Raw genomic sequence first — 24,825 nt, 5'->3', positions numbered from 1 at the left:
GTAAGGCCTGCACCCTGCCATCGAGATCACTGCTTCAATCTATATTTACTCTTTAGCAAAGACCAACAACCTTAGCGCTGACTGACAATTGCCAACCAAGGCTGTTGCGCACAAGGTAAACCTTCTGGGCGATAATAATGATCAAGAATACGAAAACCTGCATCCTCTAAATTTTGAGCAGTCACCTCTAACTCCATATAGTGACCAAAACGATCACCATTCCACCCTTCCGCTGCCCCTCTCGGGTTTGAAGTAAATAAGATCCCATTTGGCTTCAACGCAATATAGCATTTAGACAAAACCTCACCCAGCATCTGACTAGGGACATGGAACATAGAAGCATTAGCAAAAATCCCATCAAAGCACTCTTCCCCTATATCGAGATGACAAAACGACTGATTCAGCACAGGGCAACCACTATGTAATCGAGCCATCTCACAGAAAGTTTTACTTCCATCGAGCCCAGTAGGAGAATGACCCAAGGTTTTAAAATAAAGAAGATCGCGCCCCGGCCCGCAACCGAAATCTAAAATATCCAACCCTTTTCGTTGCGGTAATGCACTTAATAAAGCATCAATATTCTGGCTAACATCATGATCACGAGTACCTTGCCAGAAAGATGCTGCATTCGATTCATAATGCCCTAAAGTCACACGTTCGATTTCGCTTAAACTTTCTTTGCTATAGCGATTACTCATATAGAAATTCACATAAATGATTTTTAAATTGTCTTTTAAAATAATGACATTAGCTTACTCATGACCGTATCTTAACGCGCTTTAAATGGATCAATGCAAAATTACATGGACATAGCGTGACAAAATTGATTGGTTCACCGCTAACAGGATGCCGTAAACGTTAAGCTTGTGGCATACACCATCACACGCCAATACCACATAGTGAGTTAGCTTAGAAAAATCATAGTATTATTAAGAAATGGTCGGGATGATAGGATTTGAACCTACGACCCCCTGCACCCCATGCAGGTGCGCTACCAAGCTGCGCTACATCCCGACTAAGATCTTGAAAATGAACACTTTCAAGTGGTGGCTATCTTAACCGAACACTCCGAATCTGGAAAGATTTTTTCCGTTTATTGCGTGATAACCTCTTCGCCTATCACCATGATGGTTGCCGTCTGGTTATAGTGACCGATTGAACCACCTTGCGTCGCCCCCTGCTCACCAAATGTATTAAATCCAATAACAGGTACATCTTCGCCACAGACTTCTTTAACCAAGCAGATATCATCCACATCTAAGCGAACTTTCAACAGGTGACGTAAAATACAGTTAAAAATAATTACCGCGCCGATTTTCTTTGGGCTACCAGCATCGATAATCGCCTTCTGCAAAGTTTCCTTGAAACGCTCCCTCGCAATCTCAGCATCCGTTTTCATTTCACGCAGAAATGCACCTTTAGGAATTTCCGCATAAAAGCTCACGCCACCATCACCATGAACCTGCTTAGCACTTTTAATAGTGTACTCTGCGAAAACATCAGAGGATTTAATACCAAAAGGGTTTTGAATAAATAGCTCAGGAGTCAGTTCTTCCCCACCTAACAGCTTCTGAAGCACTTCTGTCGCAGGCTTACCATTTAGCATTTGCACGGTACGCCCTGTTGCCTGAGTAACGACAGCCCCCTTATTCGCTGCAACATAAGGATGACCCATAGCGGTACCAATTTTTAAGCCACTACTAAAACTCGCTACAACAGCAGAATCTTGATGAACACCATTGCTGATTTGATTACTTTTAGCATCTGAGAAATCTGTAGCTGTTGAACCACCAATGACTTGGGAGACCGTCCCAGTTTCTAAAATGAGACTACGTAAAAAAGCTTCTTCTTGAACGGAAGTACCATCAGGTAAAACCATATTGATACAGGGCTTTATTCTAGAGACCTCTTTTGCCCCTTTGCTGTCTAAGGCAATTGCCATCAAAGACATGACAGCGGGATTTGAGAGCAAGTTTGAATAAGCTTCCCGAATTGCGTCTTTGGCAGCTTGCTCAGGTTGCTTTGATAGGTTTTGACCGACGCCCAAACCGACACTAAAATAAGCGCTCTGTAGCGTCATTACAACAACGCTCGCCTCCTGAGGCCCTTTTTTCAGGCTAGAGATTTCGCCCCAAGAACTGCCGCCCACAATAGGAACGGTATCTCCTACAACTGACCTAATGTCACTATAGGCTTTCTGAACATCCAAAGAGAAACTAACAAAGCAGATCACCAAGTCAGGTTTAGGTGTGAGCTCCATTGCATCACTCGCAGCCACTGAAGCATCTTGGTCATGACCTAAACCTACCCTTAAAATTGCCATCTCTACTATCCTAGCTTGTTTAACAACATAGATGCTAATCAAGCTATAGAGCACAGCCAACCACTAAGGCGCGAAACAGTGCCAAAGTGTAAGTATAAATAAACTATATAAGTAAAACGGGCGTTGAATGGAGGGGGAAAAATTAAGCACTAAGAAAGCACTAGCGCTTAATTGATTCCAATAGGTCTTCTAATTCAGCGATAGTCTGTCGAAGCAATTGCTTGTATTGACTTTGATCATCTTCATTATTATCACCCGCAAGATACTGTTTAGCACCACTCAGGGTGTAGCCTTGATCGTGTAATAAGCTTTTGATCTGACGAATCAACAAAACATCCTGTCGCTGGTAATAGCGGCGGTTGTTTCGTTTAACAGGCGAGATTTGTGAAAACTCTTTCTCCCAATAACGCAATACATGCGCCTTGAGATCACAAAGCTTAGCAACTTCGCCAATTGTAAAATAACGTTTACCCGGGATTGGGTTGGGATCGTTACTCTGGGGTGTCTCCAGCATAGGTTTCGACACGGTCCTTCAGTTTCTGACCTGGGCGGAAGGTTACAACACGGCGAGCCGAGATAGGCACTTCTTCCCCAGTTTTAGGATTCCGGCCCGGCCTTTGACGCTTATCGCGAAGGTCAAAGTTACCGAAGCCGGACAATTTCACCTGCTCGTTAGCAGCCAGACATGCCCGGATTTCATCAAAGAACGTCTCCACCATCTCTTTGGCTTCACGTTTGTTTAATCCTAGCTCTTCGTTCAGGCGTTCCGCCATTTCAGCTTTTGTTAACGAGCCCATGATAAATCACCTTTCGCTGCTTATTCTCGCAATGAGGCACCAAACTCACTGGCTAGTGCAGAAATAACCGCACTTGTGGCGCTGTTTATTTCTTCATCATTAAGAGTGCGCGAAGGATGCTGCCACGTCAAGCCCACAGCAAGACTTTTTCTACCTTTTTCAATACCTTGGCCTTGGTAAACGTCAAAAAGTGTTACTTCTTTAACGAATTCACCCGCTTCTTTTTCAGCCAATTGACGCACTGAATCAAAAGCTACGCCTTCATCTACAATAAGTGCTAGATCTCGGCGCGACTCTGGGAATTTAGAAATTTCTTGGTAGCGAGGCAGTTTACCTTGAGTCAAAGCAGCTTGGTTTATCTCGAAAAGATATACAGCACCGTTCAGACCCAACTCTTTAACCAAATTAGGATGCAATGCACCGATGTAACCTACTTTTTCGCCATTACGCTCAATACGCGCAGTCTGACCTGGGTGCAAAGCAACATGACGATCAGCTACAAATGAGAAGTCTCCTTCAGCGCCGCCCAAAGAAAGCAAGCTCTCTAGGTCACCTTTAATATCAAAGAAATCAACTTGATCTTTACCTGCATTCCAACCTTCAGGATCTCGTGCACCAGCTAACAAACCAGCAACAACATTCTCCTGAATGATCTCATCCCCAGAAGTCGGTAAGAAGCGCTGACCACTTTCAAATAGGCGAACACGCGCTTGCTGACGGTTTTGGTTGTACTGCAATGCTTTTACTAGACCTGGCCAGATAGTAGTGCGCATCACTGCCATTTCAGCAGAGATTGGGTTAGCTAACGCAATACCTTCAAATTGGTCATCGAACTGCTTTTGTAAACCCGCTTCGATAAAGCTGTAAGTGATCGCTTCCTGATAGCCACGTGCAATCAATGCACGACGGACATTCTGGATTGTTACTTTAGTTTCATCATTTGCCTTGATTGGCATAGACGCTGTTGGCGTACGAACAGGTAGATTGTTGTAGCCGTATACACGTGCTAATTCTTCGATCAGATCCACTTCAATTGCGATATCAAAGCGATAAGATGGAACAGAAACGTGCCATTCACCTTCCGTAGAAGTCCTCTCTACAACCAAGCCAAGGCGAGTTAAAATCTCTTCAATCTCGTCAGCAGGCATTTCAAACGCCAGCATCGCATTCACTTTGCTATGACGCAGGAATAGCTGACGCGCAGCAGGTAACTCATCTTCATTGACAGTTTCAACAGCAGGACCTGCTTCACCGCCAACAATCTCAAGAAGGAGCTCTGTAGCGCGATTAATTGCTTGGTTTTGCAGCTGCCAATCGACACCACGCTCGAAACGGTGAGAGGAATCTGTATGTAAACCATAAGAGCGTGCACGGCCCGCAATAGAGATAGGATTAAAGAATGCACTTTCTAGGAAGATATTTTGCGTTTCAGCCGTAACGCTGGTAGGGTCGCCCCCCATAATACCAGCCATAGCAACTGGGCCATTTGCGTCGGTAATTGCCAAAGTATCAGCATTAAGCTCAACTTCTTGACCATCTAGAAGTGTTAGCTTTTCACCCTGGTCCGCACGGCGAACAACAATACCACCGGATAGTTTATCCAGATCGAAAGCGTGCATTGGCTGACCAAGCTCTAGAAGAATATAGTTCGTTACATCTACAACTGGATCAATGCTACGTACACCAGAACGCTCAAGTTTCTGTTTCATCCACAATGGTGTTTCTGCTTGTGGATTGATACCACGAATAACTCTACCAACATAACGTGGGCAATCAGCAGCATCTTTTAGTTCTACAGGGAAAGTAGCATCAATATTCGCTTCAATTGCATTGTCTGCAACAAAAGTAACAGGCGCTTTATTTAACACACCCACTTCACGCGCTAAACCAGAAATACTTAGGCAGTCACCACGGTTAGGCGTTAAATCTACATCGATTACTTTGTCATCGAGGTTCAGGTATTCACGAATACAAGTACCTACAGGCGCATCAGCTGGAAGCTCCATGATGCCGTCGTGATCATCTGAAATACCTAGCTCATCTTCCGCACATAGCATGCCGAAAGATTCTACCTGACGTAGTTTAGCTTTTTTAATCTTAAACTCTTTGCCATCTGGAGTAGGCAATACCGCACCCACAGTAGCGAATGCTGTTTTTAAACCAGCACGAGCGTTAGGTGCACCACACACAACCTGTGCTACTTCACTACCATTAGTTACTGTGCACACCTGAAGTTTGTCTGCATTTGGATGCTGCTCAGCCGTTAGGATTTCACCTACGATAACACCGGTAAAATCTTTAGCTGCTGCCTCAACTTCGTCTACTTCCAGACCTGCCATTGTGACTTGATCAACTAGCTCCTGCGTACTAATTGCAGGGTTAACCAATTCGCGTAACCACTTTTCACTGAATTTCATTTTGCTTTCCCGAAAATCCTGTTAATAACCGCTTAAAACGTTGTCGTGATCAGTTGAACTGATTCAGGAAACGCAGGTCGTTTTCAAAGAATAGGCGCAGGTCATTTACGCCGTAACGCAACATAGCCAAACGCTCTACACCCATACCGAAAGCAAAGCCGGTGTACTCTTCAGGGTCGATACCTGAAGCTTCAAATACTTTAGGATGCACCATGCCACAACCTAGTACTTCCAACCATTTACCATCACCACGGTCGATATCGACTTCAATTGAAGGCTCAGTGAACGGGAAGTAAGACGGACGGAAGCGAACGCGAACATCTTCTTCGAAGAATTCGCGCAGGAACTGTTCTAGCGTACCTTTTAGGTCAGCGAAGCTGATATCTTTATCAACAATCAAACCCTCTACCTGATGGAACATTGGCGAGTGCGTTTGATCGTAATCACAACGATATACACGACCTGGGCAGATAATACGTAGTGGTGGTTCTTGCGATTCCATTGTACGTACCTGAACACCTGAAGTGTGTGTACGCAGAAGTGTATTCGCATTGAAATAGAATGTGTCGTGCATAGCACGAGCCGGATGGTGCGAAGGAATATTTAGCGCTTCGAAGTTGTGGTAATCATCTTCGATTTCTGGACCTTCTTCTACCGTATAGCCGATACCACCAAAAAACTCTTCAATTCGCTCCATGGTTTTAGTCACAGGGTGTAAACCACCTAGTGCTTGACCACGTCCTGGCAAAGTTACATCAATCGTTTCAGCAGCAAGCTTACTTTCTAGGGCTGCAGCTTCTAGTGCTGTTTTACGCTCATTAATCACTTCTTGAAGCGCTTGTTTAGCTTCGTTGATCTTAGCACCAGCTTGTGGACGTTCCTCTGCAGATAGCTTGCCTAAGCCTTTAAGAAGTGCAGTAAGTTCACCCTTTTTACCCAAGTATTGAACGCGAACATCGTCCAACTGTTGAGTAGTAGTTGCCGTAGCGACAGCTTCAGTACCTGCTGCCAAAAGGCTTTGAATGTTTTCCATTATCCGGCTCCGAATAGAAGGATAAATACGGTAATTTGTTAGTAATCAGTTACTTTGCCCAGTTTTCCCTAAAAAACTGGGCAAAATAACCGAAAAAATAGGGGAAGAGTTCGCACCCTTCCCCTATTTCAAAGTAGTCGCTTACACGACACTGGGTGCTAGCTTACGCTAGAGAAGCTTTAGCTTTCTCTACGATTGCTGCAAATGCGCCAGCTTCGTGAACAGCAAGATCAGCTAGAACCTTACGGTCGATCTCGATGTTAGCCTTTTTCAGACCAGCGATGAAGCGGCTGTAAGACAAACCGTTGATACGAGCACCAGCGTTGATACGTGCAATCCACAATGCGCGGAACTGACGCTTACGCTGACGGCGGTCACGGTATGCATATTGACCAGCTTTGATTACCGCCTGTTTAGCAACGCGGAATACACGGCTACGAGCACCGTAATAACCTTTTGCTTTTTTCAGGACTTTCTTGTGACGACGACGAGCAACAACACCACGTTTTACGCGAGCCATGTCTTTCTTCCTCTAAATTCTGTTAGCTAAAAAATCGATTAAATATAAGGCAGCATGCGACGAACCAACGCCTTGTCTGCAGCGTGTACCTGCAGCATAGGGCGAAGCTGACGCTTACGCTTAGTAGATTTCTTAGTCAGAATGTGACTAGTGAAAGACTGCTTGTGTTTGAAGCCGTTAGCGGTTTTCTTAAAACGCTTAGCCGCACCACTATTGGATTTCATCTTAGGCATTACTAAAATCTCCACGCATTCGTTAATTTTTTTTCGCCCGAAACAAACGACAAAACCCGTAGCCAACTTTTACAAGTCAGTCACGGGTTAAGGAAAGTAACGAGTTACTTTTTCTTCTTCGGAGCTAAGACCATGACCAGTTGACGGCCTTCCATCTTAGGACGCTGCTCTACAGTTGCTAACTCTTCCAAATCTTTCTCGATTCGTTGGAGTAACTGCATACCCAGTTCCTGATGGGCCATCTCACGACCACGATAACGCAAAGTTATCTTGGCTTTATCTCCTGCTTCAAGGAAACGTACCAGGTTGCGTAGCTTGACCTGATAATCCCCTTCTTCCGTATTAGGACGGAATTTCACTTCCTTGATCTGAACCTGATGCTGCTTTTTCTTGGCTTCATTCTTTTGCTTTTTCAGCTCATAAAGATGCTTGCCATAATCCATCACTTTACAAACGATGGGATCAGCTTCAGAAATTTTCACCAGATCAAGTCCCGCTTCTTGTGCTGCCACAAGAGCGTCATTTACCGGTACGATGCCAATCTGTGTTCCGTCTGGACCAATAAGTCTGCACTGTTTAGCTACTTTCAGTAGATTCTCATTGATCATGGGCTCTTCTCTGCGAGCGCCCCTTCTATTATCACGCCTGATAGTCTTATCTCCTGACTGTTTTTAGACTTATGAGTCCTGACGACCTTTCTTAGCGACATCACTGCCAAGAAGGTTTACAAATTCTTCTAGAGGCATAGCGCCTAGGTTTTCACCCGTACGAGTACGTACAGCAACCTCACCCGCCTCTACTTCTTTATCGCCAATTACAAGAAGGTAAGGCACCTTCTGTAAAGTACGCTCGCGAATTTTAAAGCCGATCTTCTCATTTCTCAAGTCTGACTCGGCTCTGAATCCTTGATTTTCAAGATTTTGAACAACTTTTTGACAATAATCAGCTTGTTTGTCCGTAATATTCATCACAACCGCTTGTACTGGCGCCAACCAAGTTGGTAATGCACCTGCGAAGTTTTCGATCAAAATACCGATAAAACGCTCAAAAGAACCAAGAATTGCACGGTGTAACATTACAGGTGTTTCACGTTCACCCTGTTCGTTTACAAACTGAGCACCGAGGCGGCCTGGCATTGAGAAGTCAACCTGAACAGTACCACACTGCCATACACGACCTAGGCAATCTTTTAGTGAGAACTCAATCTTAGGGCCGTAGAAAGCACCTTCACCTGGCAACTCTTCCCATTCAAGACCTGCTGCATCTAAAGCATCACCTAAGGCTTTTTCAGCTTTATCCCAAACTTCATCTGAGCCTACGCGCTGTTCTGGGCGAGTAGATAGTTTATAGATAACTTCAGTAAAGCCAAAGTCCGCATAAACCTCATCAAGAAACTCAATGAAACGCGCAACTTCTTCCTGAATCGAATCTTCCGCACAGAATATATGCGCATCATCCTGTACAAAGCCACGGACACGCATAATTCCGTGTAACGCACCTGAAGGTTCATTACGGTGGCAACAACCAAATTCTGCTAGACGCAAAGGCAGATCACGGTAAGAACGAATACCCTGATTGAAAACCTGAACGTGGCATGGGCAGTTCATCGGTTTGATAGCAAAATCATGATTCTCAGAATGCGTGGTAAACATCTCTTCAGAGAATTTATCCCAGTGACCAGATTTTTCCCATAGAGTACGTTCAACAACCTGTGGTGTTTTGATCTCATCATAACCATGCTGACGCTGTTTCTGACGCATGTACTGTTCGATCTGCTGGTACAGAGTCCAACCATTTGGATGCCAGAACACCATACCCGGTGCTTCTTCCTGCAGGTGGAACATATTCAGCTGTTTACCCAGTTTACGGTGATCACGCTTTTCCGCTTCTTCTAGACGGTGCAGGTAAGCTTTAAGAGCTTTTTTGTCGCCCCATGCCGTACCGTAAATACGCTGAAGCATTTCGTTGTTGGAATCACCGCGCCAGTAAGCACCAGCAACTTTCATCAATTTAAATGCTTTGATGTGGCCAGTAGATGGAACGTGTGGTCCACGACATAGATCGATGAAGTCGCCTTGAGAGTAGAAAGAAAGGTCTTCCGCATCCGGTACAGCTTGAAGCAACTCAACTTTGTACTTCTCACCCATCTCATCAAACATTTTGGTCGCTTCATCACGACTCATCAATGAACGAGTAATAGGCAGGTTCTGCTTAACCAGCTCCGCCATTTTCTTTTCGATCTTCTCTAGATCTTCCGGCGTAAATGGGCGCTCGTAAGCAAAGTCATAATAGAAACCATCTTCAATAACAGGCCCGATAGTTACCTGAGCACCAGGGAACAATTCTTGTACAGCCATAGCCATCAAGTGAGCAGTAGAGTGACGAATAACTTCTAGACCTTCCTCATCACGCGCAGTGATGATGGCAAGATCCGCATCATTTTCGATAGTGAAAGAGGTATCAACTTCTTTACCGTCAACTTTACCGGCCAATGCAGCTTTAGCTAGACCAGCGCCGATATCAGCAGCAACTTCAAATACGGTAACAGGGTTAGCAAACTCACGTTTGCTACCGTCTGGCAGGGTAATTACAGGCATGTTATTTCCTTGATTTCAGTGGTGACCCATACGTAAGGCCACATCAATATTCGATACATCTCACTTACCGTACAAACCAAGCACGTTGTGAGTTGGCGCGATTATAGGGTAATCAAAGAAAAGGAGCTAGAACTATGTTCAATGATAAATTACTAAGTAACAGGCGACTTTGGCAATGCGATACGAATATTAATTCCTTGGCCCTCATCACTGTTAAATTTAATATTACCAAGTAGCCTTTCTTTAACTAGCTCTTGGATAATATACATCCCCATGCCTGTTCCTCCAGAACCTTTCCGGGTTGTATAAAACTGCTCAAACACATGCTGCTGCACTTCCGCAGAAATACCTTTTCCATCATCCATATAAATAAGTATGTATTCGTCTGTAGTTGTTTCGCTACTAAGGACGATAGTGCCGGCTACCGTTGCATCTTTAAAACCGTGCATTAATGAATTCGTGATCAAGTTAGTCACAATTTGAGCAATAGCTCCCGCGTCAACATTCAGCTCTATCTCCGGGGCGATATTATTCCTCACCTCGACTGGAGCATTTTTATAGGTAGGCTTGAGACTTAACAGCACATCCTGAATATACTCTCGTAGATTTATATCTCTTTTCTGCTCACTTATCTGATCAACCGCAACCTCTTTAAAAGCAAGCATCAACTCATGAGCCCGCGTTAAATTGGTTGTTAACAGCTCACCTGCTTCCCTGCTATCAGTTAAGTATTTTTCCAACTGAGATTTTGTCATCGTGTTGTTTTGAAAACTACTCAGCACAACATCACTTTCCTCTATCAAATATGAGGATGCGGTTCTAGAAACACCTAAGGGCGTACTTACCTCATGCCCGATACTGCTTACCAGACGTTTTAATGCAGATAACTTCTCACTTTGCAGTAATTCTTTTTGAGTAGCATCCAACTGATCCTGAGTTTCACTAAGTTGAGTCTCTCTCTCTTCTAGCAGTTGCTCATTCAACTTAACTTCAGCTTCCAGTTTTTCCTGGTACTCTCGCATCGCTTTGGCATTAGCATCTAAACGTTCGTGTTGTTGCGAGAATTTATGATAAAGAAAACTTATTTCATCATGCTCATGATTATCGGGATAAAGTGGCGATAGATATTCAGGTTCGTCTACAGCAACCCCTTCTTGATAAGTAGAGTTTTCCAACAAAATCGCCAATTTATGTAAAGGAACTTGGAATAAATAATGATGGATCACATAAATCAGCATCACTAAAAAAGCGATAACGGTGCAGATCATTAAAGCCAACTTCATACCTAATGCTTCACCACTTTTAATCGCAGGCTGGATAATACTGTCCACCTCCAATATTCCTCTAACATCGCCCAGCTTCCAATCTACCTTTGGAGAAAAGGGATGATTGTTATGACATTGCACACATGCCTCAGCTACCAACTTGTCAGCAATAGCCACTCGCACAACTGTCTCGCCCTGCTTGTTTTTTAAAACTTTTATATATTCAGACTCGGGGTTTTCATTAAGGTAATGCCAAGCTTGGTTGGCAAATTCATCTAATTTTCGTTCTGCACGATTGGGAAAGGGATAAAAACTATAAAGTTTAATCATGGTACCTGTTTGAGAATATTGCTCGCTCAACTCATGCACCATAGTTGCAGGTAAAGGGATACTTTTAGAATTATTTTTATGATCTGTGGTGACATCAATATCTGAATGTAATAGTACTTCACTAACTACATTTTCAGTGTAATACCCCCGTAAACGTTTAAATTCTTCAACTGTTTCTTCAGCCCTTTGCTGAGCGTCATCTATTGCTTGCTGCGTAAGAACCTGCGGTAAGTAATACAGGATAGCAATTACCAGCAACACCATGACAAACAGGACAGGGAAGATAATCCTCCAAACCAATGACTTGCGAACCTGCATCCCCTACCCTTATGGTCGTTATACAACACTAAGAAAGTATAGGAGCATTTTTTAGGTTTGGTTAATTAAGATAGTTACCAATATCAAGCAGTTAAGAAGCTTCTAACTGCCTTCGAGTGTAGTCGATATGTTCTGTCGCCACCTTGCGGGCTAACTCGGCATTCCTATTGATTAATGCCTGATAAATTTGTGTATGCTGAGCGCTGATTCCATCAGGGTATCGGCCAAATTTCTTAAGTGTGCGATCAAGCACACCATAAATTGCATTGAAGTAACGGTTATAGAATATCTGACTGAAAGAGATAACTAATAGATGGTGACTTGCTTCCGCAATCATCATATGAAACCTAAGATCGGCTTTTGCTTTTGCGAGCGTAGTGTGACCACTACTGCGCGCCTGCATCGCTTCATACTCTTGCCCGATACGATCAAGTTGTTCATCTGACGCGCGCAAAGCGGCGTAGTAAGCAGCCTCACCTTCTAAAGCAGCACGCATCTCCATAACCTGAACTTGAAACTCAAAATTATCGCCAATACTGTCAGCAGGCATTGAAAAATGACTTTCAAGTAAGTTTCTACACAGACTCCCACCGCCATGGTAGGTCTCGATAATCCCCTTTAATTCAAGATCCTGAACCGCTTCACGAACCGTTGCTCTAGATAGACTGTAACGCTCTGCCAATACTCTCTGAGATGGCAACTTCTCCCCAGGGCAAATATCTCCATAGAGAATTTGATTCTGCAGTTCAGAACTCAACTTCTGACTTAGATTTACACCTTTTTCTGTTGCCACCAAATCCCCCTCACGACCTCTTGGTCAGACCAGTTATTAGTTTAGCATTTCATTTGTGCCATCTCTTAACTATCTTTTGGATAACACATAAAACTTCAGGCATTAGAACCTGAAGAAAAATAAGAAACGTCAGTGACGTGAGAACCTGATCCCTATCAGGTAGAGCTGACCAATATAGCGATGACATTCATGCCAAATCAGAATCCTAAAGTCGGTTTATTTGTAACCTGTCTAGCAGATATGTTTAGACCCAGTGTTGCATTTGCTACCGTCAAACTACTAGAAGCTTCAGGCTGTACAGTAGAAGTGCCAGAGACACAAACATGCTGCGGCCAACCGGCATACAACTCAGGCGACAAAGCAACCACCGCTGAAATTGCAAAAAAAACGATTGAAGCTTTTGATGGCTATGAATATGTCGTAGGACCATCCGGTTCTTGTATTGGAATGCTCCATTACTACCCTGAGGTCTTTGACGAAAATGACCCTTGGAAGGCACGTGCATTAGACCTAAAATCGCGTGCATTTGAGATCACCCAATTCCTAACTGATGTGGTCGATTTTGACCGTATCAATGCCGCGTTTGAAGGCACTATCACCTACCATGATTCCTGTTCCGGCCTTCGCCAACTGGGTGTAAAGCAGCAACCACGTAAGTTGCTATCTAAGGTTGAAAACCTAACTCTGAACGAGATGGAAGAATCAGAAACCTGCTGTGGTTTCGGCGGTACTTTCTGCGTTAAATATCCAGACATTTCTAACCGTATGGTTTCTAACAAAACTGGATATATCAGTGACTCCGGCGCCAGCACTTTAGTAGGCGGCGATTTAGGTTGCCTACTAAACATGGCAGGTAAACTTAAACGCGAAGGCAAGAAAATCGAAGCACGTCATGTAGTTGAAATCTTAGCTGGTATGACAGACACACCAGCCATTGGCGAAGCTGAATATGAATTGGCCTCTGAGTTGAGCGCGGGGTAATTAAAGATGCATATTAAAAGCCCAGAATTTAAAGAAAACGCTCGTATAGCACTACATAATGTCGAACTTCAGGAAGCCTTAGGTCAGTTTAAGCATGGCTTCCCAGTTAACCGTGCCAATGCCATCAAGCGTTTACCAGAGTTTGAAGATCTACGTGATGAAGCTCGTGATCTAAAAAATCACATCATTCAAAATCTAGATATCTATCTTGAGCAATTTGAAGATAACGTTGTAAAAAATGGTGGTCATGTCCACTGGTGTAGGACAGGTGACGATGCCAACCAAACCATTCTCGATATTTGCAAACAGGTAAATGCAAAGACCATCACTAAAGGTAAATCGATGGTTTCGGAAGAAACCGGCCTAAATGAATACCTTGAAGCGAACGGTGTCCGCCCTGTCGAAACAGATTTGGGTGAATACATCCTACAGCTTCGTGATGATCATCCGAGCCATATTATTGCGCCAGCAATTCACCTGAATGTTAATGATGTATCCGAAACCTTCCACGAACATCACAAACGTCCGAAAACAGAAGATCCACAGGCGTTGATGAAAGAAGCTCGCGAAGTACTACGAAAAGAATTCGTAGGTGCCGATGTCGGGCTTACTGGAGCTAACTTTCTGGTAGCAGAAACTGGCTCTACCATCATCGTGACCAACGAAGGTAATGGTGATCTGACTCAGACCCTGCCAAAAACTCACATTGTAATTACTTCCATCGAGAAGGTTGTACCTACGCTGGAAGATATGAGCCTATTTCTTCGACTGCTAGCTCGCTCTGCGACAGGTCAGGAATTTACGGTGTACAACACTTTATCCACAGGTCCGAAACGCGCTGAAGATCAAGATGGCCCTGAGAACTTTCACGTTGTGTTAGTTGATAACGGCCGTAGTGAGATGGTGGGGACTGAATTCCAAGATATGCTTCGCTGTATCCGATGCTCTTCTTGTATGAACCACTGCCCTGTATATGGTGCTGTTGGTGGCCACTCTTACGGTTGGGTTTACCCTGGCCCTATGGGTTCTGTTCTAACACCAAAGATGATCGGCATTGATAAAGCTGCACACCTGCCAAACGCGTCAACATCCTGTGGTAAATGTGAAGAAGTATGCCCTGTGCGCATTCCCCTTCCAAAATTGATGCGTCACTGGCGAGAGAAAGAGTTTGAAAAACACTTAACACCAAAAGCTGTCAGGTTTGGTATCGCTAGCTGGGCATTCTTTGCCAAACGCCCTGCCCTATACCGCTGGTTAGCAAGAAGCTCCGCTTGGTTTATGAACAAACTCGCTGGTAAGAAAGGCCGCATCAAGAAGATGCCGTTAGCGGGTGGCTGGACAGATTGGCGTGATATGCCAGCACCTCAAGGCAGGACCTTTATGGATCAATGGAAAGCCCACAAACAGGCGGAGAAATAAGATGAGCAAAGCAGAAATACTTGGCAATATCCGCCGCGGCTTACAGCGTGGAGAAGCAACACCTGCACAAAAAGCAGCAGCGACACGCCGTATCAATGCGCATAAAGCGACTATTATCCCCAAACGAAGTCAGCTTGATAAAGCAGGTCAGATCCAACTATTTAGAGATATGGCAAGCGGTGCAGCAGCAGAGCTTATCGACATAAATGCAATGAGTGATCTACCTAAAGCTGTCGCTGACTGGCTTAACAAACATGATTTTAAATCCCTAGTCAGCGCTAGCGATGATTGCTTAAATGAGCTCGATTGGTCTGCTTTAGGCGATATCAAACGCGAGCAGCGTATTGCGCAATCTGGCGATGTTGCTAGCTTAACCACCTCTATGACGGGTATCGCAGAAACAGGGACTCTGATGATGTACTCCCGTCCGGAGAGTCCGACGACATTGAATTTCCTACCTGATTGCCATCTCGTATTATTGCGTGAATCGACGATCGTCGGTAGCTATGAAGATGCTTGGCAGATGATTCGAGAACAGAACCCTGATGAAATGCCACGCACGGTCAATATGATTACTGGCCCATCCCGTAGCGCGGACATCGGTCAAAAATTACAGATGGGAGCCCACGGCCCCTGCGTATTGGTTATTTTTATCCTTAAAGATATGTAGCTCTATATCTTTATTGCTTTAGCCACCTTATTAGGTGGCTTTTTTTGTTCTGAGGGCATTGCAGAACTCAGTGATACAGTTTATCTAAATTCTGTAAGCCTGCCTGATAAACACCACAAATTGTTTTTCCGCATCTACATCTGATGCTCCTGAAGCATTAAAGCTAGATTTCCAAATAACAATCGAACCGCCTTAGCCATCTAACTCCACCTGAAGTGCAAATCCATTAGGAATTGATCCCAACGTACTTAATTAGGTAAATAAAGTAAAATAAGCTAAAGCTGATTCACTCCAAGCCGATAGACTTATGTAAGTATTTTTTACCAAGCACCGACACCTGTGAACGGATTACAGATCGATGTCGTAATCGGACAATAGGAAGATGTTATGGATTCAAACGAAATCACTGCAGCTGCGACAGCTATGTCTGCACAACAAACTCAAACAACGCATTCGGTTAAATCCGCTGAAATGGCGAAAGATCAGATCGAACAAACGGGCGAGCAAGTGATGCAATTATTAGAAGTCACAGCGCCAGGCAAACTTAGAGTCGATCCACTGAGCCCACTAGGAACCCAAATAGACGTTAAGGCCTAACAGAATCGCTAAAAAAGCGAATGCTGGGGCGCCGTGAGACCATCAAAGTCTTCATCTAAAAACTGCAGGATCGTTTCACACACAGGCCTCACCTGCTTATCCAAATAATGCTGATAATCTAAAGGCGAGCTCATAAATTCAATGGGTTCTGCACCGTTAACTGTCATCATATATTCAATATAAGAACCGGACCGATACGGGCTAGGTTGACCTTTTGCTTGGTACCCATACTCCGCTTTCAAGCCCGCTTGGACATGAGGCGGTTTATTCTTCACATACTGATCCAAACGCTGACGTATACGCTTTCGATAGATAAGTTTGTGATCTAAATTACCCGCTAATAGTGCTTCAACCGTTGATTTAAGTAGCGTCCGCCACTCTTGGCCCAAGAAAATACGTTCATAAAGCTGCTCTTGAAGCTCACGAGCCAAGGGCGTCCAATCAGTACGTACATTTTCTAGCCCTTTAAACACCATCTTGGTCGAACCGTCCCCAGAACGCTTAAGCCCGGCATAACGCTTCTTGGTACCTTTGTCAGAATGACGCATGGTCGGCATTAAAAACCGACAATAGTGCGTCTCGTACTCAATCTCTAATTGACTATCTAGCTCAAAACGCTGTAGCAGATTTTCACGCCACCAGCGATTGAGGTGTTCTGCTACAGCACGACCTGTGCAGTTAGCTTGCTCTTCAGGGAAGTCATCACCTAACCAAACAAAAACAGAATCGGTATCACCATAGATCACCTTAAATCCGAACTCTAATTCGATATGATCGCGCGTCTTTGTCAGGATTTCATGTCCTCGCAAGGTGATTGAGCTCGAGAGGCGTTGATCAAAAAAACGGCAGACATTCGAACCTAAAACACCATAGAAGGAGTTCATAATAATCTTTATTGCTTGGGATAATGCCGCATTTTTTAACTGCTTTGCTTGATCTCGCGCCGCCCAAAGCTTCTCGATCAACTCAGGTAAAATCGTTTTACTACGCGAAAATATTGCGTGGTTAAAACCGGGGACTAAATCTTCAGGTTCCGCCCCCCCTTTAAGTCCCTCAGCCAAACCATAAGGGTCGATCTTGAAGGTACGAATAATACTGGGGTACAGGCTTTTAAAATCTAAAACCAAAACCTGTCTATATAGACCCGGGCGCGAGTCCATTACATAACCACCGGGCGCACTAAGCCCAGACATCCCTGAAGCATATTGCGGTGCCACATAGCCTGATCGATGTAACAGAGGGAGGTATTGGTTATCAAATGCTGCCGCTGATCCTCCCACTTTATCGAGAGCCAATCCTGTAAGACGTGCTCGTTCAAGAAGATAATTAATCAGATCCGCATGCTCAAATATCTCCCAAACCAATCGGCAATCTTCAAGGTTATAGCGGGCCAAAGCCTCTTTGTCTTCTCTAAACAACCGTTGTATTTCACCGCCACGATCATCGACATGGTCTATTAACTTACCTCGATCTAGCATCTCCCGAGCGACGTTTTCTAAAGCAAAGCTTTCGAACTGATAAGTTGCACCCTTAAGGGTATCAATGCCATCTAATACGATTCTCCCTGCCATACGCACAAAGAGCTTACCCTGAGCCGATTCATGCAACTTTAAAGGCAACTGGTCACGACCTAGAACAAGAGGTATACGGAGTGCTTCAGCGCGTTTTTGTAAAACCCTAAAATCAAAGCCAACTACGTTCCAACCTATAAACGCATCGGGGTCATATTCCGCCACCACTTGAATAAATCTCTGTAACAAAGCTTTTTCATCAGTAACATATTCAAGCCCATCACTATCTACACCTTCCCCCTGCATCAATACCAATTGAAAGTCATCAGCATAGAATGCAGCGGACAATATATTGTCCGCTTTCATCGTCGTTTCTAAATCAATAGAAAGGATGCGCAAATTGGGCGTAAACGTATCAGGCTTTAAACGGACCTGTTCATTCACATGGCTAATTTTCACACCACCTTGAATAAACCGCTCCATCAGGTAGCGATCTGCATGACGTATATCATCTTCCATCATGACAATATTATGCAGATGCAGTAACTCTTGAATTTGGCGATAGGTTTTTAAAGTTTGGCTGTATATTGCGGTAACACCACGATACTGCAAATCAGTCAGATCAACTTTATTGATACGCCAGTCTCGGAGATGACTCAGTAAGGTGTTAACTCGAGGAACTTGCTCATCAAGAACAAAAAGCACCGCCTCTTGCTGAGTTATAGAAATAGGAAAAGCATGATGCTCTGAACAGACCCAATAGGTCAGCACGATACCCTCTCGCATGTCGTGCTGATTTCGAGTCAGAATGAATGCTGAAGAGCTATGGTCTGAATTATCATGATGAGTAGTCATACTCGCTTAACCAAAGGGCGCGACCAGATCCATATCGGTTAACTCTGGAAAAGCCTCTCGAACCACAGCTTCATTTTGCGCTTCAAATAAGAGTTTAAGGTTAGGGCCAGCATCCATCGTCAGATAAATTTCTACGCCCGACGCTCTTAACTCCCAGACACGATGCATAGCTGCAACAGATTCAGGTTGCCAATATAAAAGCGGCGGCCATGAAGCAATCATTGTTGCATGCATGGACAGAGCATTTTGCTCAGCAGTTTGGCCTAACAGACCCATATCTTGTTCAGCTATAGCATGCTTAATTGTATTTAGATCCTTCTCAGCCTGTGCTGGCCAAGATTGATAGAGATCAGCCGATTCAACTGTACGCTGCATACCAGAACGTGAATCGATTTTTTTGGCACCTGTTGCAACTTTTAACAGACCTATTCTGAACCCAGGCCAATCAACTGCTAAAGGCTCGGCACAGCTATCCATGCCATCTTCTTGCTCGCCTTTATTCCATTCCACAAATCCTTGGTAGATTGAACGTGATGCACTGCCACTACCAATTCGGGCAAATGCCGACAGGATTCTATGATCAAGATCGAACCTGTAAAAGTCGTTAATCGCCAACATAAGCGCAGCAAAACCGGAAGCTGAAGACGCAAGTCCAGCCGCTGTTGGAATATTATTATTCGTTTCTACTTTAACCGGTTGTTCCAAGTCTCGACGAAAAAGGTCAATAAACGCGATGACTTTCCGAGCAAAGGAGGAATCTTGACTCTGTAATTCGCCATTTAGATAGACCTGATCACCGGCATCCGAAGGCGTGATTTTCGTACGACTACCTAACTCACCCAACGAAATAGATAATGAGGCATTGATAGGCAAGTTAAGCTCAACATCACGTTTACCCCAATACTTACACAAGGCGATATTACTTGGCGCAAACGCTTCTACTTGCGTACCCGGCATAGTTTGCTTTGGAAGAAACGATGCCACTACACTCTGCTTAGTAATGCTCAATGCTAACCCCTTGTGCCGAAACTGAGACTGGAATTTGTTCGTAAGCTATAGATAGATCTGGATCCGAACCGAGTGCAATTACACAATCCCCAAGACCCGAACCTGAAATTTTAGCGCCTGTAACATGCTTGCTTTGGCGAAGTGTATACACAATATCGCAAATCGCTTTATCTGCGACACCTAATGCATCCATTAAGCCTTGGTAGTTATTCATTAATTGACCAAGCTTCTGCCAATCCTGTTTAGCAATTACTTGTTCGGCGTTATCCGTTACCGACCCCATTAGCTGATATATCTGCTGATAAAGCTCAGGATAATGACTCGCTAAACCCTCTACATGTTTCAATACATCCGGTGTTTTAGTTTTATATCCCGCGTAATAAAGCGATATGTCGGGTAGTGCTGGCAGTGCTTTGATCTCTCTTGGCTTAACACGGTAAGAAACAATTGAACCAAAGATACTAGCCACAAGATCAGTTCCTGAGCCTCGTCCGTCTTGTACTTGATGAACAACCGTCAATGAGCGATCAAATAAGCTATCGAGATCTGTTTTATCTTCTACAAAAGATGCGAGTGCAGCGACCACACCCGCAGTGACCGCTGCTGAAGAGCCTAAACCAACCGTATGGGAAAACTCTGAACGAATCGTGATTTTAATACCTGAAGGTAAACTATCCGCATACATTGCAACGGCAGCCAACACAAAATTCAGCCTGTCATCAGCAACCAAGTCTGAAAGCGGGCTTTGGTATTGAGCTAGTGCAGAGTCAATCAGCACTTCTCGTGCTGAGATAGGCTCAAGCTGTATATGAATGTATTTATCCACAGCACAAGCTAATGCCTTATGACCAAAAAGCACTGCGTGTTCACCCATCAGCATAATACTGCCAGGTACAGTCACTTTAATCCGATTCAATATGTGCTCCTTGATAACTAATTTTTAAAGGCTGTAGATGAATATTTAAACTGTTAGCTATCTCAGCAGCATTCCCTTTAGGAGCATAGATTAATACCAAACCACCGGCATCCCCAGAGCTGCTGCCTGCACCACAAACTTTCGCACTTCCACCCATCAACTCTATACACTGAATAACATCTGCAACGGCTTGGGGAACAATACCAATTTGCTGTAATAGGCGCTGATTTTCTTGTATTAAGGCTAACTTTTGTTGGTCATCTGTTGAAGGGAGTATTTGTTCAAAACCCTGTGTCACCTGTTCAAAGTGTTGCCAAATTGTCGAAAACTCGAATGACTCACGTACTGCTGATACCGTTTCACCTGTTGAAGATTTCGGTGTACCACTATTCCAAATAAACCAATTGTCTCCGATATATTCTGGCAATAAAGTTACATGGTCATTTTGGACCTTAGCAACTCCACCGAACGTCGTTGCAGCAGCATCAATAGCACTTCCGCAACCGTGCTGTAATCTCTCACAGTAGCGAACTAACTTGAAGAATTCCTGTTTATTCAATTCCTGCTGAGAGAAGGCTTCAGCCAACTTCAGCAATGCCGCAATCACCGCAGCAGAGGACCCCATACCGGCACCTGCTGGAATATCACTTGCTATCGAGATCTGACCAGCCCGATCAAAACCAAGCTGCGACAAGGTATAAAACAACAAATCCGAAGGAGACGTGAGAACATCCGATACAGCGAGCTTTCTTTGTAAAAACAAATTAAAACGTTGATCAAGCTGTTCGGAAAAGAATTTAAATGTAGCTATATTCTTAGAAAAGCCACCGAAAGCATCAGAAGATATTGATAACTTCGGACTTTCAGTAGGAGTATATGAAGCCGTTACAGTGGATGTAACTGCCATCGCAATGGCAGGAGCCCCATACACAACTGAGTGCTCACCACTCAGTATTAGTTTACCTGGGGCTATTGCCTTCATTAACAGCTAACGTATTCTCGCTTGTGACCGCTGATCGCAGCCAAACGGAAACGCCCAGTAGTTGCAGCAGGAATATCATGATGTTCGCCATCACGAGGATCTGGGTGGCGATACAAATTTAGATATTCGTCATAACTTACTTCTTGGCGAGCATCTAACATAGCCTTATGATTTAGAGTGTGTAGACACTTTTCATAACCCGCCACTACAGTACCAGAGAAAAACTCGGCAACACAGCCAGAACCATAACTAAAGAAACCAACTTTATTGCCTGCTAAATTCTCTTTGCAATTCTCAAGCAAAGAAGTCAGACCGATATACATTGAAGCTGTATAGCTATTACCGATGATACGGTTGTAATAAAGCGTTTCCTCAACCTGTTCTTCAATTTGCTCTAAAGAAAGGCCTGCTTGGTTTACTTTTGCTAGATGCTTATGCGCTTTCTCCGCCATGCGGCTAAACGGCAGGTGGTAGCAAAAGTGGGAGAAATCACTAAATGCTAGAGAGCTAACTTCCACGAAGTTTTCCCAAGCCCTTTTCAGAGATTTCAGGTAGATTTTGGTTGAGTATTTACCATCAACTAGTGCAGTCGTACGGTAATTTGGTCGCCAGAAATCCATCACATCTTCTGTATGATTACCAACTTCTGGATCAATTTCGATTAGACGAGGGTTTGCTGAGATCAGAATAGCGACAGCACCGCAACCTTGGGTCGCCTCTCCAGAGGTATCAAGGTCATATCGAGCAATATCGGACGCAACGACCAAAACCTTCTTTTCTGGCTGTCGAGCGACTAACGCACACGCCATCTGAATAGCAGCTGTTGCGCTATAACACGCCTGTTTTAACTCAACAACACGACAGTTAGAATTCAATCCTAACAATCTATGTACATAGACGCCTGCAGCCTTAGACTGGTCCACACCCGTTTCTGTAGCAAAAAGCAATGTACTAATCGAATCTGTACCTACCCTTTCAATTAATGGATAGGCGGCATTTGCAGCCATAGTGACTACATCTTCATCAGGCGCAGCCATAGACATCTTCTCTTGGCCTATTCCCTGATAATACTTTTCTGACTCAATTTGCTGAACATTCGCCAGTGTTCTTAAATCCAGATAATAATTGGATGTATAGAAACTGATTTCGTCAATACCAACTGACATTCTTGGGTCTCGATCCTAACTCTCGTCTAAAACAAGGGCCCGGTTATTAGATAAAGATGCTATATCCCGGACACCTAGCAGAAACATGGCTGTTCTGAACTCTGCTTTAATTTTTTCTATTTCGGCTACAACTGCATCAGCAGATTCCATCGCTGGTTTTAACAGCGGACCTGCCATGCCACATAAAGAGGCGCCGAGTATAACAGATTTAACCATATCAATCCCATCTCTTAAGCCACCACTTGCAACTAATGTGGCAACATCTCGATATGGGCTAGCCATTTTTAAGGCAACTGGGGTTGGAATTCCCCAATCTTGAAATTTAAGGCCTAAATCACTTTCATCTTTTCTACGGTGATGCTCTATCCTGCTCCAAGAAGTTCCGCCCGTACCCGCCAGATCAAAGACTTTGATACCTGCCTTCAACCCCAGCTCAATATCAGCAGGTGATAAACCACTCCCGACCTCTTTAAGAAATACAGGCACATCTAACTGAGTTACAAGAGACTGAATTTTCTTAGCAAGATCAGAGAAATCCGTATCACCTTCAGGCTGAACCGCCTCTTGCAGAGGATTAAGGTGAAGATATAAAGCATCTGCACCTAAACATTCAATCGCCTGCCGCGCCTGCTCTACTTCAACACCATAATTCAACTGAACAGCGCCTAGGTTGCCTATCAAGGGTACATCAGGAGCCAATTCACGCAGAGTGAAGCTATCTTTAGCCTCAGGTGAAGTAAACATAACTCGTTGCGATCCAACCGCCATCGCAACACCCGTTACCTGAGCCGCTTTCGCCAAATTATGATTTATATGTTTTACTAACTGATGATCGCCGCCTGTCATTGAGGATATCAACAAAGGGAAACTTAACTGATAGCCTAAAAATTCACATGAGCTATCAACATCGTTCAATGCGAGTTCTGGTAGAGCGCGATGCATTAAATGAATGCGATCAAAATACCTTCCGGCACGATCGGTTAAAGGATCATTCTCTATAGCTCTTATATGCTCAAGCTTACGATCATTAGTCAAATCTGACATTAGCGCTCCAGCTTTAAATGAGCTTCCATAAGCTCACCAGGATTTGTCTGAGCAGCTAGCAAAGATAACTCGCCACATAAAACCGTTGCAGCACAAATAGCAGCTAAACGTTGCGCATTCTCACCCGGCTCTCTATCTTCCTTACAACCTAGAGCAGCCAGATTATCTTCAACAAAATCTATCCCTTTACCATTACCAACAGAACCCATAATCAGGTTAGGCAAAGTACAAGAGAAATAAAGATCATCACCACGGACTTCAGCGTGTACGATACCCTGAGAACCTTCGATAATATTTGCAGCATCTTGGCCAGTTGCTAAGTAAAAAGCTAAAAGCATGTTCGCATAATGGGCATTAGCACTACGCAGGCCCCCAGCCACCATGGTCCCAATCAGGTTTTTCTTAATATTAAGGTCAACCATCTTTTCAGGCGTTGTCTTTAAGCGTCTTTCACAGACATCACGCGGTATCAAAATCTCCGTTACAACATATTTACCACGGCCAAGAATACCGTTAACAGCTGTCGCTTTCTTATCTGAGCAGTAGTTACCTGAAATAGATGAATAACGCAGCTGCGGATATTCAGACAATATCCAAGGAATAATTTTGTCTGCAGCGTTTGTCACCATGTTGTGACCAGACGCATCACCCGTAGTAAATTCCAAACGGAGATAGATCAAATTCGCAACGATCTGGCTATTCATATCGATAAGTTTGGCAAAACGACTACTCTGAGCAACCACCTCGTTAATATCATTCATACGAGATTTAATCGAATTCAGAGCAAGCATAGCTTCTGTTGCGTCATCTGCTTCCAGCAGAATAGAGCGACTCATTCGCTCATCAATGACTGTCGTTTTGATGCCATCAGTCAAAGCAGAAACCCTTGCACCACGACCAACAGAAGGCCATAAAGGCGTTTCGTAGGTAGCCAAAGGAACACTAATTTTTTCATCTAAAACAGGCCCTGTAATTTTGATCGGACCGACATTACGCATTGGGATTTGAGCTTGACTGATTTTATGAGATTTCATGATATCTCTTTATACA

The 24,825-nt window shown here is 44.0% G+C and carries 23 protein-coding genes and 1 tRNA gene; 4 read left to right on the top strand and 20 right to left on the bottom strand.

Annotation, left to right across the window (positions count from 1 at the left end; genetic code table 11):
- Positions 1-71 precede the first annotated feature (71 nt).
- The 13 genes from ACMXYR_RS04805 to ACMXYR_RS04745 all read right to left on the bottom strand — a co-directional run bounded on the left by ACMXYR_RS04805 (position 72) and on the right by ACMXYR_RS04745 (position 12,626).
- The gene (locus ACMXYR_RS04805) at positions 72-698 is read right to left on the bottom strand and encodes a class I SAM-dependent methyltransferase (protein WP_415903130.1); all 627 of its coding nucleotides are present in this window, start codon (positions 696-698) and stop codon (positions 72-74) included.
- 239 nt (positions 699-937) lie between these two features.
- A tRNA-Pro gene (locus ACMXYR_RS04800) sits at positions 938-1,014 on the bottom strand.
- Positions 1,015-1,093: 79 nt separating this feature from the next.
- A complete protein-coding gene (locus ACMXYR_RS04795) occupies positions 1,094-2,323 on the bottom strand; it encodes an FIST signal transduction protein (RefSeq protein ID WP_415903129.1) in 1,230 nt (409 codons plus the stop codon).
- Between the two features lie 160 nt (positions 2,324-2,483).
- Entirely contained in the window at positions 2,484-2,837 is a 354-nt protein-coding gene (locus tag ACMXYR_RS04790) for a MerR family transcriptional regulator (RefSeq protein WP_415903128.1), read from the bottom strand.
- Positions 2,815-3,120 (bottom strand): integration host factor subunit alpha, encoded by a 306-nt coding sequence (ihfA, locus tag ACMXYR_RS04785; RefSeq protein ID WP_415888770.1) that lies wholly within the window; start codon positions 3,118-3,120, stop codon positions 2,815-2,817. Before ihfA ends, ACMXYR_RS04790 begins: the two co-directional genes overlap by 23 nt.
- 20 nt (positions 3,121-3,140) lie before the next feature.
- Positions 3,141-5,537 (bottom strand): phenylalanine--tRNA ligase subunit beta, encoded by a 2,397-nt coding sequence (gene pheT, locus ACMXYR_RS04780; RefSeq protein ID WP_415903127.1) that lies wholly within the window; start codon positions 5,535-5,537, stop codon positions 3,141-3,143.
- A 49-nt stretch (positions 5,538-5,586) separates the two neighbouring features.
- Complete coding sequence (pheS, locus tag ACMXYR_RS04775; RefSeq protein ID WP_415903126.1) at positions 5,587-6,570, bottom strand: phenylalanine--tRNA ligase subunit alpha; 984 nt, start codon at positions 6,568-6,570, stop codon at positions 5,587-5,589.
- 163 nt (positions 6,571-6,733) lie between these two features.
- Complete coding sequence (gene rplT / locus ACMXYR_RS04770; RefSeq protein ID WP_415881844.1) at positions 6,734-7,090, bottom strand: 50S ribosomal protein L20; 357 nt, start codon at positions 7,088-7,090, stop codon at positions 6,734-6,736.
- 38 nt (positions 7,091-7,128) lie between these two features.
- Positions 7,129-7,323 (bottom strand): 50S ribosomal protein L35, encoded by a 195-nt coding sequence (gene rpmI / locus ACMXYR_RS04765; RefSeq protein WP_007022505.1) that lies wholly within the window; start codon positions 7,321-7,323, stop codon positions 7,129-7,131.
- Between the two features lie 104 nt (positions 7,324-7,427).
- Positions 7,428-7,973: a translation initiation factor IF-3 gene (gene infC, locus ACMXYR_RS04760; RefSeq protein WP_415903631.1), complete on the bottom strand. Its 546-nt coding sequence runs from the start codon at positions 7,971-7,973 to the stop codon at positions 7,428-7,430.
- Positions 7,974-8,000: 27 nt separating this feature from the next.
- Entirely contained in the window at positions 8,001-9,920 is a 1,920-nt protein-coding gene (thrS, locus tag ACMXYR_RS04755; protein WP_415903125.1) for a threonine--tRNA ligase, read from the bottom strand.
- A gap of 152 nt (positions 9,921-10,072) precedes the next feature.
- Positions 10,073-11,833 carry an ATP-binding protein gene (locus ACMXYR_RS04750; protein ID WP_415903124.1) on the bottom strand — a complete coding sequence of 587 codons (1,761 nt, stop codon included), beginning with the start codon at positions 11,831-11,833 and terminating at the stop codon, positions 10,073-10,075.
- A 91-nt stretch (positions 11,834-11,924) separates the two neighbouring features.
- Positions 11,925-12,626: a FadR/GntR family transcriptional regulator gene (locus ACMXYR_RS04745; protein WP_415903123.1), complete on the bottom strand. Its 702-nt coding sequence runs from the start codon at positions 12,624-12,626 to the stop codon at positions 11,925-11,927.
- Positions 12,627-12,815: 189 nt separating this feature from the next.
- On the opposite strand from ACMXYR_RS04745, the gene ACMXYR_RS04740 reads away from it, so the two are divergent.
- From ACMXYR_RS04740 to ACMXYR_RS04725, 4 genes are all read left to right on the top strand, one after another.
- On the top strand, positions 12,816-13,607 hold the full coding sequence (locus tag ACMXYR_RS04740; protein ID WP_415903122.1) for a (Fe-S)-binding protein: 792 nt from the start codon (positions 12,816-12,818) through the stop codon (positions 13,605-13,607).
- 6 nt (positions 13,608-13,613) lie between these two features.
- On the top strand, positions 13,614-15,026 hold the full coding sequence (locus tag ACMXYR_RS04735) for a LutB/LldF family L-lactate oxidation iron-sulfur protein (protein WP_415903121.1): 1,413 nt from the start codon (positions 13,614-13,616) through the stop codon (positions 15,024-15,026).
- Position 15,027: 1 nt separating this feature from the next.
- Entirely contained in the window at positions 15,028-15,696 is a 669-nt protein-coding gene (locus tag ACMXYR_RS04730; RefSeq protein ID WP_415903120.1) for a LutC/YkgG family protein, read from the top strand.
- A 387-nt stretch (positions 15,697-16,083) separates the two neighbouring features.
- Positions 16,084-16,293 (top strand): putative motility protein, encoded by a 210-nt coding sequence (locus ACMXYR_RS04725; RefSeq protein WP_415903119.1) that lies wholly within the window; start codon positions 16,084-16,086, stop codon positions 16,291-16,293.
- An 8-nt stretch (positions 16,294-16,301) separates the two neighbouring features.
- Here the strand turns inward: ACMXYR_RS04725 and ACMXYR_RS04720 are convergent, their stop codons facing one another.
- The 7 genes from ACMXYR_RS04720 to ACMXYR_RS04690 are packed head-to-tail and all read right to left on the bottom strand — an operon-like array spanning position 16,302 to position 24,809.
- A complete protein-coding gene (locus tag ACMXYR_RS04720) occupies positions 16,302-18,659 on the bottom strand; it encodes a DNA polymerase II (RefSeq protein WP_415903118.1) in 2,358 nt (785 codons plus the stop codon).
- A 6-nt stretch (positions 18,660-18,665) separates the two neighbouring features.
- A complete protein-coding gene (gene mvaD / locus ACMXYR_RS04715) occupies positions 18,666-19,667 on the bottom strand; it encodes a diphosphomevalonate decarboxylase (protein WP_415903117.1) in 1,002 nt (333 codons plus the stop codon).
- The gene (mvk, locus tag ACMXYR_RS04710) at positions 19,654-20,583 is read right to left on the bottom strand and encodes a mevalonate kinase (RefSeq protein ID WP_415903116.1); all 930 of its coding nucleotides are present in this window, start codon (positions 20,581-20,583) and stop codon (positions 19,654-19,656) included. The genes mvaD and mvk overlap by 14 nt, the downstream gene beginning before the upstream one ends.
- On the bottom strand, positions 20,570-21,565 hold the full coding sequence (locus ACMXYR_RS04705; RefSeq protein WP_415903115.1) for a mevalonate kinase: 996 nt from the start codon (positions 21,563-21,565) through the stop codon (positions 20,570-20,572). The genes mvk and ACMXYR_RS04705 overlap by 14 nt, the downstream gene beginning before the upstream one ends.
- On the bottom strand, positions 21,565-22,731 hold the full coding sequence (locus tag ACMXYR_RS04700) for a hydroxymethylglutaryl-CoA synthase (RefSeq protein WP_415903114.1): 1,167 nt from the start codon (positions 22,729-22,731) through the stop codon (positions 21,565-21,567). The genes ACMXYR_RS04705 and ACMXYR_RS04700 overlap by 1 nt, the downstream gene beginning before the upstream one ends.
- 15 nt (positions 22,732-22,746) lie before the next feature.
- Positions 22,747-23,775 (bottom strand): type 2 isopentenyl-diphosphate Delta-isomerase, encoded by a 1,029-nt coding sequence (fni, locus tag ACMXYR_RS04695; RefSeq protein WP_415903113.1) that lies wholly within the window; start codon positions 23,773-23,775, stop codon positions 22,747-22,749.
- Positions 23,775-24,809, bottom strand: coding sequence for a hydroxymethylglutaryl-CoA reductase (locus ACMXYR_RS04690; protein WP_415903112.1), 1,035 nt, complete (start codon positions 24,807-24,809; stop codon positions 23,775-23,777). The genes fni and ACMXYR_RS04690 overlap by 1 nt, the downstream gene beginning before the upstream one ends.
- Between the last annotated feature and the right edge of the window lie 16 nt (positions 24,810-24,825).

It is taken from the genome of Neptuniibacter sp. QD29_5 (assembly GCF_047778125.1).
Lineage (GTDB): Bacteria > Pseudomonadota > Gammaproteobacteria > Pseudomonadales > Balneatricaceae > Neptuniibacter.
Note: the sequence above shows the minus strand (reverse complement) of the source record. Positions and strands in the feature narration are given on the sequence as shown.